Source organism: Microcoleus sp. N9_A2, assembly GCF_036701775.1.
Lineage (GTDB): Bacteria > Cyanobacteriota > Cyanobacteriia > Cyanobacteriales > Microcoleaceae > Microcoleus.
The window spans coordinates 100,450-114,941 of the sequence record NZ_JAUBRH010000004.1; the positions used below are offsets into that span (position 1 = coordinate 100,450).

Consider the following 14,492-nt stretch of genomic DNA (forward strand, 5'->3'; position numbering starts at 1 on the left):
GTTCCTTTAGCTATACTCCCAATCCCGGTTTTGTTGGGTTGGAGGAATTCAGCTACAGTGTCAGCGATGGAACTTTCGTGCCTGCGACCACTCAGATAGGTATCAATGTCACAAATCAGCCGCCGCAGGCAAATAGTGACAGTTACAAAACCCTGCACGGTCGAGTGATAAACGTTCCTGTGGCTGAGGGAGTTTTAGCCAACGATAGCGACTTGGACGGTGATTTGCTGACGGCAACGAAAGTCACAAATCCCAACAATGGCACTCTCGGATTTAATAAGGATGGTTCGTTTACTTATACTCCGAATCCTGGATTTGTTGGACTCGATAGCTTCACCTACAGTGTCAGTGACGGGGCTGCTACTTCACCAGAAATTTCGGCAAATATCAATGTCATAAACAATCCGCCCACAGCAAATCCCGACACCTACAGCATCAGTGCGGGAAAAGCCCTCAACGTCACAGTGCCGGGAGTTTTAGCCAACGACTCCGACGCAGAGTTAGACCCGCTGACGGCTGCGGTGGCAGCAAATCCGACGAAAGGGTCGATCGCCCTCAACAAAGACGGTTCTTTCGCTTATACTCCTAACGCTGGCTTTTCAGGGACAGACACCTTTACCTACACACTCAGCGACGGAATAGTTAACTCTACACCCGCTACAGTGACTGTTAATGTCAGCAATAACCCACCTGTCGCGATTCCTGACAACTATACAACTTCTTTTAATACCCCTCTCAACGTGGCAGGGTTGGGAGTCTTAATCAACGATACAGACCCGGAAAACGATCCGCTGAGTGCAATTTTGGTGACTGGGCCGACTAAAGGGGCGATCGCCCTCAACGCTAACGGTTCCTTCGATTACACTCCGAATACTGGTTTTGCAGGGACAGACTCTTTTACCTACAAAGCTAATGACGGGAAAGCTGATTCTGCGATCGTCACCGCCAGCATTGTTGTCGATAACCCTCCGACAAGTCCAACTCCGACAAGTCCTACACCGACAAGTCCAACTCCAACAAGTCCTACACCGACAAGTCCGACTCCGACAAGTCCGACTCCGACAAGCCCGACTCCAACAAGCCCGACTCCAACAAGCCCGACTCCGACAAGTCCGACTCCAACAAGTCCGACTCCGACAAGTCCGACTCCGACAAGTCCGACTCCAACAAGCCCGACTCCAACAAGTCCGACTCCAACAAGCCCGACTCCAACAAGTCCGACTCCGACAAGTCCGACTCCAACAAGTCCGACTCCGACAAGTCCGACTCCAACAAGTCCGACTCCGACAAGTCCAACTCCGACTCCGACAGAAACTCCGACACCGACAAGTCCGACACCGACAAGTCCAACAAGTCCGACACCGACAAGTCCGACTCCAACAAGTCCGACTCCGACACCAACAAGTCCGACACCAACAAGTCCGACACCAACAAGTCCGACACCAACAAGTCCGACTCCTGCGGGAACTCCGACTCCAACAAGTCCGACTCCGACAAGTCCAACTCCGACAAGTCCGACTCCGACAAGTCCGACTCCGACTCCTGCGGGAACTCCAAGTCCGACTCCGACTCCGACTCCTGTTGACTCTGACAGTGTTGTCGGCGGCGATGCCGATCGCACTTGCGACGACATTACCCTACCCGCGATCGCTTCGATTCCCGGCGCTAATTCAGTCGATCGCACTTTTAACGGCACTGACGGCAACGACTTCCTCACCGGCAGCAATCTCAGCGATGCGATTAATGGTCTCAACGGCAACGACATTCTGCAGGGAACACTCGGCAACGACAATATTTACGGGGGAGTGCCCAGCAATGTCCCCCTCGGCGCGAATGCAGACAGAGACGTGCTGCTTGGTGGCAGGGGCAATGATTACCTCAACGGCAACGCAGGCGAAGATTTCATTTTCGCGGGTAAGGGCGATGATGTGGCGAGTGGTGGCAAAGATGATGACTTGATTTGGGGCGACAAGGGCAACGATACTATGGTGGGGTCTGAGGGTAACGACTGCTTGTTTGGAGGCAGTGTTAACCCGTCTAGCCCTGACTCTACCGGACGCGATCTGCTGTTTGGCGGTACTGGAAACGACTTTTTACATGGGGGAGATGCTGCCGATACTCTCAGCGGCGATGAGGGCAACGATACGGTTTATGGCGGCAAGGGCAATGATGTGGTGGTGGGGGGTACGGGCAACGATCTGCTGTTGGGCGATCGGGGCAGCGATACTCTTTGTGGTGGTGATGGGGACGATACTATTCTCGGAGGCAGCGCGATCGCTTTTAACGGCGAACCTGATTCCCTGTGCGGCGGTGCCGGTAATGACTTGATGTTTGGCAATGGCGGTGATGACAAACTGTGCGGCGGGGAGGGGAACGATACTCTCTACGGCGGTAAAGGTGACGATACTCTGACGGGGGGATTAGGTAACAATACTTTGATTGGTGGTGTTGGGGGCGATCGCTTCTTGTTAAGTGCAGGTGAAGGCAGCGATGTGATTGCTGATTTCACAAAAGGTGAAGATTTGTTGGAATTAACTGGCGGTTTAAGTTTTGCTGAACTGAGTATTACCCAAAATGCCAATACAACTTTCATCTGGCTCCGTCAAAACGGTCAACTTTTAGCTGCTTTGAATGGAGTGTCAGCTAGTGCGATCGATCGCAGTGATTTTATCGTGTTTGGGTAAGCAGAACTTCATTGTATTTGGTGCGTCAGCCAAGATAATTCTCAAATAGATACAAACCAATAATTCTTGTGGAACAGGCTCTTCGAGCCTGTTTTTTACAGGTTTTGAGAGGATTCGTCTCTTGGGTACAGAAAATCTCACTACTGACATCAAGTTCGATGGATTGACCGCGATTATTGTAGGGGATCGCTTCACTAATAGACTTGAGTTGCATAAATATTCGATCGAGCCGATTAACCGCAGATTTCAAGCGGATTAACACTGATGGACGCAGATAATTCAATAATTGAAAGCGATTGAGTCCAACTCAATTCTAATATTGACACTGAAAACAATAGAGCCCATCAACGCGCCCCGGCCCCTCGATTACGTGCGATCGACCAGGCTTGATATGACCCAATACGCTGCCATCGGCTTTCACCATGTGAAAAATAAATACTGCGATCGCCACGATCGGGATGTTCGCAATCACAAAAAAAATTAACTCAACCGTATTTCTCGATCGAGGGGATGGCTAACCCGGATTTGGTATGATATCTTGTCCGATCGATTGACAAGGATAAAATTGGTTCGTAGTGCGGACTTTAGTCCGTAACCGAGCTGGACTAAAGTCCGCACTGCGAACCGTTTTTGTTATGGTAATTGATCGGACATGGCATGAAGTGCTCGCAAAGCGAAAAAAATACGGCGTTGCAAAGCCGGAGATCCTCCCCATCCCAACTTTATACTTGACACCGATCGGCAGTCAAGATATTATTTGTGTACCCAAAATCACATACAACGGCGATTGTACGTAGAAACTACTGAGAGTTTGATTACGTAAACTAAATTATAGTAATTGTTAAAAAATCACAGTAGTTGATAGCTAAAACCATCATCTCAAATTTAGGTGCATCTAAATGGGACAGATAATTATTAACGAATTCCGGCGCGCTACTGGAGACTTGACTGGCAACGAGTATGTAGAGTTACTGCTGACAGAAGATGTAAGTGCAACTCAGCTTCAGAGCTATTTCGTGGGCGACTCAACTCTTCCAACAACAGCCAAATATTCTGCTTACCAATTTACGAATATGGCGAGTATTGCTCCTGTGTTTAAAGCAGGAACAATAATTGCGATCGGCGGTTCGCCCGCCAATCAAGAGATTGCCTACAACCCCATACCGTCGGGAACAAATAATGATTGGAACATTAGATTGAGCCTTGAAGGTGGATTTTTGACAAAGCTGCTCCCCGTGGGAAATTTTGATGGGGATTTCGCGGCTTCAGATGTTGTTTATGTTGATAATACTAGCACTACAAATTTCGATACAGTAGATGCGATCGCCTGGAGGACATCAGGAAACCACGGAGCCTTTGGCAGTGCAGCTAAAATGCAAATTTCCGCACCAAACAACGGGGGAATTGTCGAGTTTTTTAGCGCTCTTGGTGGTGTCAGCGTCACTGCTAATTATGCCGTCAACAGTCCCGGTTCCTTGGGTTTGCCCAACGGCGGAATTAACACTATTTATATTAACAGCCTCCGCAACCCGCAGCTTAACAGCGCTCCAACTTTGGGAAATTCAAATTTTAATACACTCCTCCCAATTAATGAAGATACAACCAACGCAGCTAACACAGGTTTTACTCCTTTAGCCATCACCAGCGAGTTAGGAAGTAACAATGCTAATAGCTATGTTTTGGGTGTTGCAGTCACCACCGCAGACAATACTAACGGCAATTGGCAATTTTCAACTAACGGCAATACTTGGACAAATTTCGACACCGTGTCGGAAACTTCAGCGACAGTGCTCGGCCCTAGTCTTCTTTATGATGGATCGCTTGGCAATACACCCAGTTCACAAAATTGGCTGTCTTTGACAAATTTAAATTCTATTTCTCCTACCGATACTGCTTCCGAAATATTGAGCGGAAATGGAGTTAATTTAAATAGCACTGCTGCCGGTAGCATCTATGCTGGCTATACAAATAATCCTTTAAATCCGTCATTTCCACCGCTCGATCGCAATTCTGGCTTTAGCTTAGGTTTTAATCTACAAATTATCTCAGAAGCGCGCACTAATCCAAATCAAGCGGGTTTGAGCATTATTGCCGTTACGAGCGATCGCAAAGCAATTGAAATCGGTTTCCAGCAGCTATCTGCAACTTCCGGCAACATTTTTGCCCAAGCAGACGGCATTACTCCCAATCCGGGCGGACAAACTAACAGCTTATTTGTCGCCGCCGAAAGTGTTGCTTACAACACCAATAGTGCTACTAATTACACTCTCAGAGTGTTCGGCGACAATTACTTTCTTTCAGACGGCAGCGATATCATACTAACAGGCCCGCTGCGAGATTATTCTGGATTTAGTGGCGCGATCGATCCTTACGAAACTCCTAATTTTTCATTTCTCGGTGACGGCACAACCGAGGCGCAAGCTAATATCAACTTGACTGGGGTTTCCCTGCTAACGCCTGCGAGAGTCCGCTTTGCACCCAACCCAGACTATTACAGCATTTCTGGAAGCGAACCCACAATTACTTTTCGGGGGTGGGATGGAAGGAATGGGGCGGGTAACGGTACTGCGGGCGTTAATGCTTCAGTGACTGGGGGAACAACGCCGTTTAGCACTAATAGTTTGACATATTCGATCGCAGTTAATCCAGTCAACGATGCACCTTCGTTTGTCAGTGGGGGCGATCGCACTTTCAGTAGCAAATCCGGCGCGCAAACCATCCCCGGATGGGCGACTGTCATTTCTCCAGGCCCGGCCAACGAATCGGGACAAACTGTGGCTTTTCAAGTGGTAGGGAATGATAATGCTGCTTTGTTTAGTGTACAACCTGTGATCGACTCGGCGGGAATGTTAACTTTTATACCGACGGCAGGGGCGATCGGCAGTGCTAATATCACCTTAAACCTGAAAGATAATGGCGGCACAGATAACGGCGGTGTCGATACTTCCCCCAACCAAACTTTCACTATAAACCTGACTAATCCCGGCACATTCAACTTCAGCAACGCCAATTACAGCGTTAATGAAAACGGTCAGTTTGCCACAATTACCGTTACTCGCACTGATGCTACTAATGTGGCTGCTGCTGTCAGTTACACTACAAGTAATGGCACTGCTAATGCTGGCAGCGACTATAACCAGACATCGGGAACATTAAATTTTGACATTGGCGAAAGTGTGCAAACTTTCACGATTGCCATTGTGGATGATTCCGAAATAGAACAAAATGAAACTGTTAATTTAAGTCTGAACAATCCCACTAACGGAGCAGATTTAGGAGCAATTTCTAGTGCTCTTTTGACTATTGTAGATACAACTCCGACTCCGACTCCGACGCCAATTCCGACGCCAATTCCTGCGGAAACTCCGACGCCAATTCCTGCGGAAATTCCGACTCCGACTCCGACGCCAATTCCGACGCCAATTCCTGTGGAAACTCCGACGCCTGCGGAAATTCCAATTCCCACACCGACGCCAATTCCGACGCCAATTCCTGCGGAAATTCCAATTCCCACACCGACTCCGACGCCAATTCCTGCGGAAATTCCAATTCCCACACCGACGCCAATTCCTGCGGAAATTCCAATTCCGACGCCAATTCCTGCGGAAATTCCAATTCCCACACCGACGCCAATTCCTGCGGAAATTCCAATTCCCACACCGACGCCAATTCCTGCGGAAACTCCAATTCCGACGCCTGCGGAAACTCCAATTCCGACGCCAATTCCTGCGGAAACTCCAATTCCGACACCGACTCCGACGCCTGCGGAAACTCCGACGCCTGCGGAAACTCCGACACCAATTCCGACGCCAATTCCGATATCTGCGGAAACTCCAATTCCGACGGCTAAACCTGGGGAAACGCCGATCGCAAATCAGAATTCGATCGCCCAAACTACATCTCCACCAACCGAAACCCCCAAACCTGCGGTAATTCCTGCTGCTTCGGAAGACTGTACGTGCGATCGGCTAAATTTACCCGATCGCGCTTCCATTCCCGCCCAAAATATCCCTGCAAACACCCTCAGCGGTACAGACAGCAGGGATTCCCTAACCGGCAGCAATATTAATGACAGCATCAACGGTTTTAACGGCAGCGACTTGCTAATGGGCTTATTGGGTAGCGATAATATTTACGGTGGTTTTGCTAGCCCGGTTGCTTTGGGCCCGGATGCAGACAGCGACACCATATTTGGCAACGAAGATAACGACTACATCGTCGGGCACGCTGGGAATGACATTATTTATGCGGGTAAAGATGATGATTTGGCGATCGCAGGCAAAGATGATGACGTAGTTTGGGGCGACAAAGGCAACGATACCTTGCTTGGGGATGAAGGTGGCGATCGTTTATTTGGGGGCACTTCTGACTCGTCTGAGGGCGACTTAACAGGAAAAGATTTGCTTTTTGGCGATCGCGGCAACGACCTTTTATACGGGCAAGAAAGCGCAGATACTCTGGTTGGGGGCGAGGACAATGATACCATCCACTGCGGCAAAGATAACGATCTAATTTGCGGCGATTCGGGCAATGATTTGCTGTTTGGAGATTTGGGAAGTGACACCATCTGTGGCGGCGAAGGCGATGATACAATTTTCGGAGATACTGACAATATCGCGACGGATGCTAGCAGTCAAAAAGATTATTTGTGCGGCGGTAACGGCAACGATCTAATTTTTGGCGGTGGAGATGCGGATCAATTGTGCGGCGGTGAGGGTAGCGATACTCTGTGGGGCGACAAGGGTGATGATACTTGGATTGGGGGAAGCGGGCGCGATTACTTTTGCTTGACTGCGATGGAAGGTGGCGATGTTATTGTTGATTTTAGGCAAGGTGAGGATTTATTGGTTTTGATGGGAGGCTTAAAGGTCGATCGACTCAGCATAGTTGAAGAAAACACTACAACTTTTATCAAAATTGCCAACACAGATCAAATCTTAGCTAGCCTCAAGGGTGTGCCAGCTAATCTCATCACCCAACAGGATTTTACAGTAATTGGGCTTGGTTTGTAGATAAGACGGCGGTTTCAACCGCGTCTACACAAACTCTTTGAATATCTGAGTGAGTTGCTTTTCGGTTTGTCTAGCCCGGACAAACCACTTAAATCCAACGCACAAAGCGTCAGCAAATAGCCACATCACCTTGATTTATCCTCTCGTTAATTAATCCACCCTGCCTTCTTAGGGCAGGCTAGGGGCGATCGGGAGGAGTATGGAGTTAAACACAATATTGGTACTACACTTGGGGTTAAGTTGAAACTAATGGTGCGAAGTACGCACCCTAAAGTTTCTCGTTTTCCGGCTCTGAGTATTCTTTAAACTGTCACGATATTCGGTTCCAAAGTTGCCACTAATTTGAGATTGTACTCATCTTCAAAACAGGGCTTTTTATAATCCAAACTCCACATTTCCAGAGCGCAATCGTCCGCGGGGTTGAGCGGTTGCAGCCGCAAGTGAAACTCTCGCACTTCCGGGCGGTGTTCGCATTTGAAGTCAGCAATAGCGCCAATTTGCCGCCTATCTAAAGCCACAGCCAACCGCAGAAAAGGATGCAGTTTACTCACTACTTCTCGGTATCTTTTCGGGAGAATTTGAAAATTTTCATGCTTCTTTTTGGGAGGATTTTTGCGGTGATATCGAGCTAGATTAGCAATTACTTCAATCTCTGTTTCAGTGTATCCCAATAACTCACCATTGCGAATTAAATAGTAAGAATGCTTGTGGTGCGCCGAATGACTGACGTACAAACCGGAGTTGTGCAGAATCGCCGCCGCCCACAGCAACTCGCGTTCTTCTGTTCCCCAATTGTGTAAAATTCCTTGGGTTTGGTCGAACAAATTCAGGGCAAATTCGGCGGTTCTTTCACTTTGTTTTAAGTTAACTTGATATTTTGCAGCCATGTGTAGAACGCTGCGCTGGCGGATTGAACCTTGATAGCGCAAGCGGTTTTCGATCAAACCGCGGCTCAGCATCCAGTCAACTATTACGCCTTCTCTCAAAGATCGATCGCACACAGTGAGCGATTCCATCCCTAATAGTGTCATCGCTTCCTGCAAAATCAAAGCGCCGGCGAGAATAATTTCCGCCCGCTTATCAGACATTCCGGGAATTGCCAGCCTTTCCGAGTAAGAAAGTTTGCGAAAGCGATTGACTAAATCGCGCAAATCTTTTAAACTTAACTGATAGCCAGCTAGCGGACTCGGAACTGTTCCCAACTTTTCGCGAGCGTTAATTGCAGCCAGAGTTTCGATGGTTCCAGCAGTGCCAATTAAGCGCAGATGTTCGTCTGTCTTGAATTGCGATCGCAATTCGTCGATCGGTCTTTCCAGCGAAATCCGAATATAAGCTTGCAAATAAGCAAACTCCTCCTTGCTAATCGGGTCAGTTTTGACAAATTCTCCAGTCAGGCGAACCGCACCAATTTTGGTACTGGTGAGACAGCGCGGTTCAGAACTATCTCCTAAAATCAACTCAGTAGAACCGCCGCCAATATCAATAATTACCTGGGACTGATTGTTAAATTCCATTCCCGAAAGTACGCCGAGATAAATTCTCCGCGCTTCTTCCTGACCGGAAATTAAGCTAACATTCAGGTCTAATTCCTCAGCAACTCGTTTGAGAAAATCCCGCCCGTTAGGAGCTTCTCGAACCGCACTCGTAGCCACAGCGATAATTTGTTCGGCGTTGCAAGTTTTAGCAATGTCTAGAAAACGGCTCAGAGTGACGATCGCCCTTTCCATAACCTCAGCCTTTAAACAGCCTGTTTTTGCTTCGGAATCGCCTAACCGAACCGTATCTTTTTCTCTAGCAATAATCGCAAAGGCGGGTAATTTCGGATCGATCCGCGCCACCACCATGTGAAACGAGTTAGTACCCATATCAATAGCAGCAATAATGCGATTTGACTCCGCAGAAGCACTTGAATTAACCATTGGAGTGTATGGGGGTTGATAGATATTATGATTATTTCACGAATCCAGTTAGGCATCCTATGAAATCAGCAAAAATCGGGAATTAGGGCATCGGGCATCGGGCATCGGCCAAACAGGGCATCGGGACATACATCACTTTTTTGAGAACCGCTATATTAGGTGATTTTGCCTAAAATTTGATAACATTTAATGTTAAAAATCTAAAATCTAGAATTAAAATGCTTCAAGAGTCCGATCGCCCAACCGAATCCACATTGCTAACCATCATAAAGCTTTTGAGGTGGGACAAACCAGCAGGAAGGCTGATTTTAATGATTCCAGCCCTGTGGGCCGTCTTTTTAGCATCAGACGGGAGGCCGCCCGCAGCATTGGTGGGCGTAATTGTGTTGGGTACCTTAGCCACCAGTGCGGCGGGATGCGTGATTAACGACTTGTGGGATCGCGATATCGATCCCGAAGTCGAAAGAACGCGATCGCGCCCCCTAGCATCCCGCGCCCTGAAAGTGCAAACTGGTATCGGAGTTGCTTTAATTTCCTTTGCAAGCGCCGCCATTCTCGCCTTTTATCTCAATCCTTTAAGCTTCTGGCTGTGCGCTGCCGCCGTACCAGTAATTATCTGCTATCCCCTAGCAAAAAGAGTCTTTCCAGTGCCGCAATTAGTATTATCAATAGCCTGGGGATTTGCCGTATTAATTAGTTGGAGCGCGGCCGTAAATCAATTAGAAATAGCAACTTGGCTGCTGTGGGGAGCAGTCGTGTTTTGGACGATGGGATTTGACACAGTTTACGCGATGAGCGACAGAGAAGATGATTTGCGTTTGGGTGTGAATTCCAGCGCCATATTTTTTGGGGATAATGCCGCTAATGCTGTGGGTTTTTTCTTTGTTGGGACTGTCGGTTTGTTAGCAGCAATGGGAATTAATTTACATTTGCATATTGGCTTTTGGATAGCGATTGGTGCGGCAGCGATTTTGTGGGTTTTGCAGTACAGTCAACTGCGAAAGACCGACATTCCGAATCCCGTTTACGGTCAAATTTTCCGCCAAAATGTTTGGGTGGGGTTTGTGATTTTGGCGGGGATGATTGTTGGGGATATTTTTTGATAAGTTCCCCAATATCAAGTGTAGGTTAAGTTTAACGCTCGTGAAACAAAACTTACACTTGCTCAGAATCGTGAAGCTGAGAAATAAAAAGTGGGTTCCAGAAACACTCAAGTGAAAGCAAAAAAATAGTAGCAGTGAAGATTAAAGCAATCGACGACGATCGCCAAAAATTCAGTTTATTTACTTGACAAAATAACTCTTGTAAGCTACTCTGAAAGCACCTCTACATTTAAATTGTCATATAAAATTTTATTCATAATGTAGACCCTACACTTTATGATTCAAAAAATCCGTGAAGCTCTTGCATTATTCGCATCAAACTTTGTGCTGTTTAGTTTGATAGTGCTAACAGTATGGTTGCCGGGGTCAATTCTGTTGATATATTTGCGCCTGTACGTTTTTCCGGGGATGAATGGCGGAGACGAGTTGCGTATAACCATTCAAGAGTTGCGAATGTCGCAATTCATTGAAGGCTCGTTTGGTACGCTGTACGTGGGTGCATTACTTCATGCACTTGCTCAGTTGAAGCGGGGACTTCATCCAACTTATCGTGAGTCCATGACCCACGCAGCACGAAAGTGTTTCAAGCTGTTCGGAACTCGTTTTGTCACGGGATTTATTGTGCTAGGTGGTTTAATTCTTTTCATCGTTCCAGGTGTCATCTTCGCATTGCGCTATGCACTAATTGATGCCGCTGTGGTGCTGGAAGGTGTAGAAGGCTCGAAGGCTCAAAAAATGAGTGCGAATTTGACTCAAGGGAAAAGATGGAAGATATTTTGGACGATGATTCTGACCTATCTTGGATTGTTTATTGCTTCGATGATTGTGTCTTGGATTTTGTATTTACCGCTATCATTAATTGGACAACATGATAACTTTGGAATCGAATTAATCTACCAGTGTATTGCGAGTATTCTTTCTGCATTGCCCATCATAGTTTTGTTTTTGTTCTACTGGGATGCAAAAAATCAGCAGCCGGTTGTCTAGGGTAAGTCTGATGTCTAACAGTGCGATCTCCTACTATCAAGGTGACAATTCAGGTAATAGCTCTATCTACGATCCTGCTCAAAATTATCAAATCGTATTTGCCAGTTCAAGTTATGAAGAAGCTAAACTCTGCCTATTAGAAAATGAATACGAACGAGTAGAACGTCGATTACAAATGTCAGCAGCATAAACCCTATTGTTCAGACACAATAAAAGTGCGAGCGCCCGTTATACAATCAAAAAGGCGATAGATAATTTTATCCGGCGGTAAGCTACGAATTTTTTCTATCAGCTTGGTTTCGAGACTTTTAGCGCTACTCATTTTCTTTGACCTGTTTAATAAAAAAATAACACACATTCTTCCCAACCAGATACTCAACCATAAAATATGAAAAAAACTATCATTGGCATCATGGGCCCAGGCGAAAGTGCCACATCAACTGACTTAGAAAACGCCTATCAACTCGGACAACTCATCGCCGAAGCAGGATGGATATTGCTAACTGGCGGCAGAAATCTCGGCGTGATGGATGCCGCCAACAAAGGTGCAAAATCAGCTAACGGTTTAACAATCGGCATCCTTCCGGGAAACGATACTCGCGGCATTTCCGAAGCTGTAGATATTGCCATTGTCACCGATATGGGAAACGCCAGAAATAACATTAATATTCTTTCTTCAGATGTGATAATTGCCTGCGGTACGGGCGCGGGTACCGCTTCGGAAATTGCCCTCGCCATCAAAGCTCACAAGCAAGTTATTTTGTTAAATCATAGCTGGGAAAGTCAACTTTTCTTTAAAGATTTAGGCAAAATTAACATTTTTGTGGTACACAATGCTGTAGAGGCTATGAATCAAGCTCGCGAAATCCTAACAAATCCCAGATGAAATTCAAGATGAAAGTAAGCAAATTCAACTTTTGTGCGATCGCAATTTTCCTAACTCTGGGTATTTTCGGCAGTACCAAAGCAGACGGAGGAATTGCACAGTTCAGTTTCAGCAACAAATCCACTCAAACTTTAGCACAAACCCTCCCTCCTGCGCCCCCTTCGGCACAGCCTGTTACCGAACAAGAAGCGCCACTTATTCGCAGCGAATCCGTGCCGGATCAAATAGCTTTAGCAACCCATTTGCAGACAATCAAAGCTAGAATGTACGGTGCTTACTGGTGTCCTCACTGTCACACGCAACAAGAACTTTTCGGCAAAGAAGCATTTACTGCGATTACTTACATTGAGTGCGATCCCAGAGGGAAAGATGCTCAACCGGATTTGTGCAAAGCTGCGAAGATTCAAGCTTATCCCACTTGGGAAATTCGGGGCAAATATTACACCGGCAGGCAATCTTTGGAAAAACTTGCTCTTTTATCCGGTTATAAAGGCAGCAGCAATTTTGTGCCACCACTTCCCTCTCCTTAAGAATATCTAACTGACAAGGCAAACATTCTTAGCGACACCACCGAAACTCACCTAAATCAAATGATTTCTGATTTTAGTCGTTTTACCTCGATCGCAAATCGATCTATGAAGCTCAAAAAAAACTCATCTGTAACTGGCAATTAAGATAAATTAGTCAGGATAAAAGCTTCCCGATTGACCTGTAACAGTAATTTTTACTCTATCGGGCTGCATAGTCTGCGAGCGCATCTCTCATAAGTATGATGCGCTCGCTAATCATATCAAACAGCATCACAAAACGTTGCGATGACTCGTTGCAAATTTTAATTATTTAGAATAAGATTTATTAAGGATGAAATCAACCGTGAAATATCAACTCCTTTTTTTTATCCCAACCTAAAAAATTGATCGAGTTGGGTTCACTATAAAATCATCAAAAACTTGAGTTTCTACTACCCAGCTCATCTTGTTAAATAGCATAGGAATTTTTCAATGAAACCGAATTTAGTTACGGTAGCTTTAAGTGCGATCGTCCTCCTAGGGCTGCCCAGTTGCAGTACGACGACCAGCAGTGCCACCACGACAACAGCGCCCACGACTGCGGCAACGCAAACCCAAACCTCGATCAAAGTTGGGGGATCAAGCAGCACGTTGGGTCTGATTAAGGTGCTGCAAACCAACTACGAAGCTACCGCAAAAAACGTCAAAATTACCCAGCTAGAACCGGGGCAGTCTGAAAATATAATTGATGGGATTAAACAGACATTAGTCGATCTAGGTGTAATCTCGAAAAAATTAAAGCCAGAAGAAAATGATGGCACTTTAGAGTCTCGCGAGGTGGTTCATGATGCCCTTTTAGTTGCCACTCATCCCAGCGTCACAGGGGTGAAAGACCTCACGACTGAAGACCTCAAAGGTATTTATAGTGGCAGCATCACCAACTGGAAGGAACTCGGAGGAACCGATGCTAAAATTGTACTGCTCGATCGCCCAGAAGATGAATCTGCCAAGCGACTCTTGCGGGAATATTACCTAGGAGCAGATTTAAAGAATTCATTAGAAGCAATCGTATTTCGGAAAGAAGGGGAATTGATCGAGGCAATTCAAAGCACTCCTTACAGCATCGGTACCTTTTCCCTTGCTCACGCCATTTCCGAAAAACTACCTGTCAACCGCCTCAGCCTCAACGGGGTTGAACCAACACGAGAAAATGTCAAAGCGGGCAAGTATCCGATGGTTCGGACAATTTCAATTCTCTGGCACAAAAAACCGACCGAGGCTACCCAAGCGCTACTTCAATACATCTCTAGTCCGCCAGGAATCAACGCGATTGAGGAGTCTGGCTTTATTTTCGTGACCCCATCCGCCAAGGATTAAGAGCTGTGGCCATCC

At 46.6% G+C, this 14,492-nt stretch carries 10 protein-coding genes and 3 pseudogenes; 10 read left to right on the forward strand and 3 right to left on the reverse strand.

The features are described 5' to 3' along the window. Positions 1-77: 77 nt before the first annotated feature. Positions 78-905 (forward strand): annotated as a pseudogene (locus QUA44_RS30615) (cadherin-like domain-containing protein); the annotation flags it as partial. Between the two features lie 7 nt (positions 906-912). Beyond that, positions 913-1,233: pseudogene (locus QUA44_RS30620) on the forward strand (pentapeptide repeat-containing protein); the annotation flags it as partial. A gap of 15 nt (positions 1,234-1,248) precedes the next feature. Here QUA44_RS30620 and QUA44_RS30625 read toward each other — a convergent pair. After that, positions 1,249-1,443: pseudogene (locus QUA44_RS30625) on the reverse strand (hypothetical protein); the annotation flags it as partial. Between the two features lie 296 nt (positions 1,444-1,739). Here QUA44_RS30625 and QUA44_RS30630 point away from each other — a divergent pair. Then, positions 1,740-2,684 carry a calcium-binding protein gene (locus QUA44_RS30630; protein ID WP_445243629.1) on the forward strand — a complete coding sequence of 315 codons (945 nt, stop codon included), beginning with the start codon at positions 1,740-1,742 and terminating at the stop codon, positions 2,682-2,684. Between the two features lie 313 nt (positions 2,685-2,997). Here the strand turns inward: QUA44_RS30630 and QUA44_RS03675 are convergent, their stop codons facing one another. Beyond that, positions 2,998-3,156 (reverse strand): hypothetical protein, encoded by a 159-nt coding sequence (locus tag QUA44_RS03675; RefSeq protein ID WP_333248372.1) that lies wholly within the window; start codon positions 3,154-3,156, stop codon positions 2,998-3,000. Positions 3,157-3,583: 427 nt separating this feature from the next. Between QUA44_RS03675 and QUA44_RS03680 the strand changes: the two genes are divergently transcribed. Further along, the gene (locus tag QUA44_RS03680; protein WP_333248368.1) at positions 3,584-7,696 is read left to right on the forward strand and encodes a choice-of-anchor Y domain-containing protein; all 4,113 of its coding nucleotides are present in this window, start codon (positions 3,584-3,586) and stop codon (positions 7,694-7,696) included. Positions 7,697-7,998: 302 nt separating this feature from the next. On the opposite strand, the gene QUA44_RS03685 is transcribed toward QUA44_RS03680, so the two are convergent. Further along, entirely contained in the window at positions 7,999-9,615 is a 1,617-nt protein-coding gene (locus QUA44_RS03685; protein WP_333248367.1) for a Ppx/GppA phosphatase family protein, read from the reverse strand. A gap of 218 nt (positions 9,616-9,833) precedes the next feature. Between QUA44_RS03685 and QUA44_RS03690 the strand changes: the two genes are divergently transcribed. From QUA44_RS03690 to QUA44_RS03715, 6 genes are all read left to right on the forward strand, one after another. Further along, positions 9,834-10,718 carry a 4-hydroxybenzoate solanesyltransferase gene (locus tag QUA44_RS03690; RefSeq protein ID WP_333248365.1) on the forward strand — a complete coding sequence of 295 codons (885 nt, stop codon included), beginning with the start codon at positions 9,834-9,836 and terminating at the stop codon, positions 10,716-10,718. A 276-nt stretch (positions 10,719-10,994) separates the two neighbouring features. Next, positions 10,995-11,705, forward strand: coding sequence for a hypothetical protein (locus QUA44_RS03695; protein ID WP_333248363.1), 711 nt, complete (start codon positions 10,995-10,997; stop codon positions 11,703-11,705). A gap of 10 nt (positions 11,706-11,715) precedes the next feature. After that, on the forward strand, positions 11,716-11,895 hold the full coding sequence (locus tag QUA44_RS03700) for a hypothetical protein (RefSeq protein WP_333248361.1): 180 nt from the start codon (positions 11,716-11,718) through the stop codon (positions 11,893-11,895). Positions 11,896-12,093: 198 nt separating this feature from the next. Continuing rightward, positions 12,094-12,591: a TIGR00725 family protein gene (locus tag QUA44_RS03705; protein WP_333248358.1), complete on the forward strand. Its 498-nt coding sequence runs from the start codon at positions 12,094-12,096 to the stop codon at positions 12,589-12,591. 8 nt (positions 12,592-12,599) lie between these two features. Continuing rightward, positions 12,600-13,121: a hypothetical protein gene (locus QUA44_RS03710; protein ID WP_333248356.1), complete on the forward strand. Its 522-nt coding sequence runs from the start codon at positions 12,600-12,602 to the stop codon at positions 13,119-13,121. Positions 13,122-13,592: 471 nt separating this feature from the next. Further along, positions 13,593-14,477 carry a substrate-binding domain-containing protein gene (locus QUA44_RS03715; RefSeq protein WP_333248354.1) on the forward strand — a complete coding sequence of 295 codons (885 nt, stop codon included), beginning with the start codon at positions 13,593-13,595 and terminating at the stop codon, positions 14,475-14,477. Positions 14,478-14,492: the final 15 nt, after the last annotated feature.

Coding starts and splice junctions, on each gene's coding strand:
- QUA44_RS03680 (WP_333248368.1), top strand. CDS start 3,584: ATGGGACAGATAATTATTAACGAATTCCGGCGCGCTACTGGAGACTTG.
- QUA44_RS03685 (WP_333248367.1), bottom strand. CDS start 9,615: ATGGTTAATTCAAGTGCTTCTGCGGAGTCAAATCGCATTATTGCTGCT.
- QUA44_RS03690 (WP_333248365.1), top strand. CDS start 9,834: ATGCTTCAAGAGTCCGATCGCCCAACCGAATCCACATTGCTAACCATC.
- QUA44_RS03695 (WP_333248363.1), top strand. CDS start 10,995: ATGATTCAAAAAATCCGTGAAGCTCTTGCATTATTCGCATCAAACTTT.
- QUA44_RS03700 (WP_333248361.1), top strand. CDS start 11,716: ATGTCTAACAGTGCGATCTCCTACTATCAAGGTGACAATTCAGGTAAT.
- QUA44_RS03705 (WP_333248358.1), top strand. CDS start 12,094: ATGAAAAAAACTATCATTGGCATCATGGGCCCAGGCGAAAGTGCCACA.
- QUA44_RS03710 (WP_333248356.1), top strand. CDS start 12,600: ATGAAAGTAAGCAAATTCAACTTTTGTGCGATCGCAATTTTCCTAACT.
- QUA44_RS03715 (WP_333248354.1), top strand. CDS start 13,593: ATGAAACCGAATTTAGTTACGGTAGCTTTAAGTGCGATCGTCCTCCTA.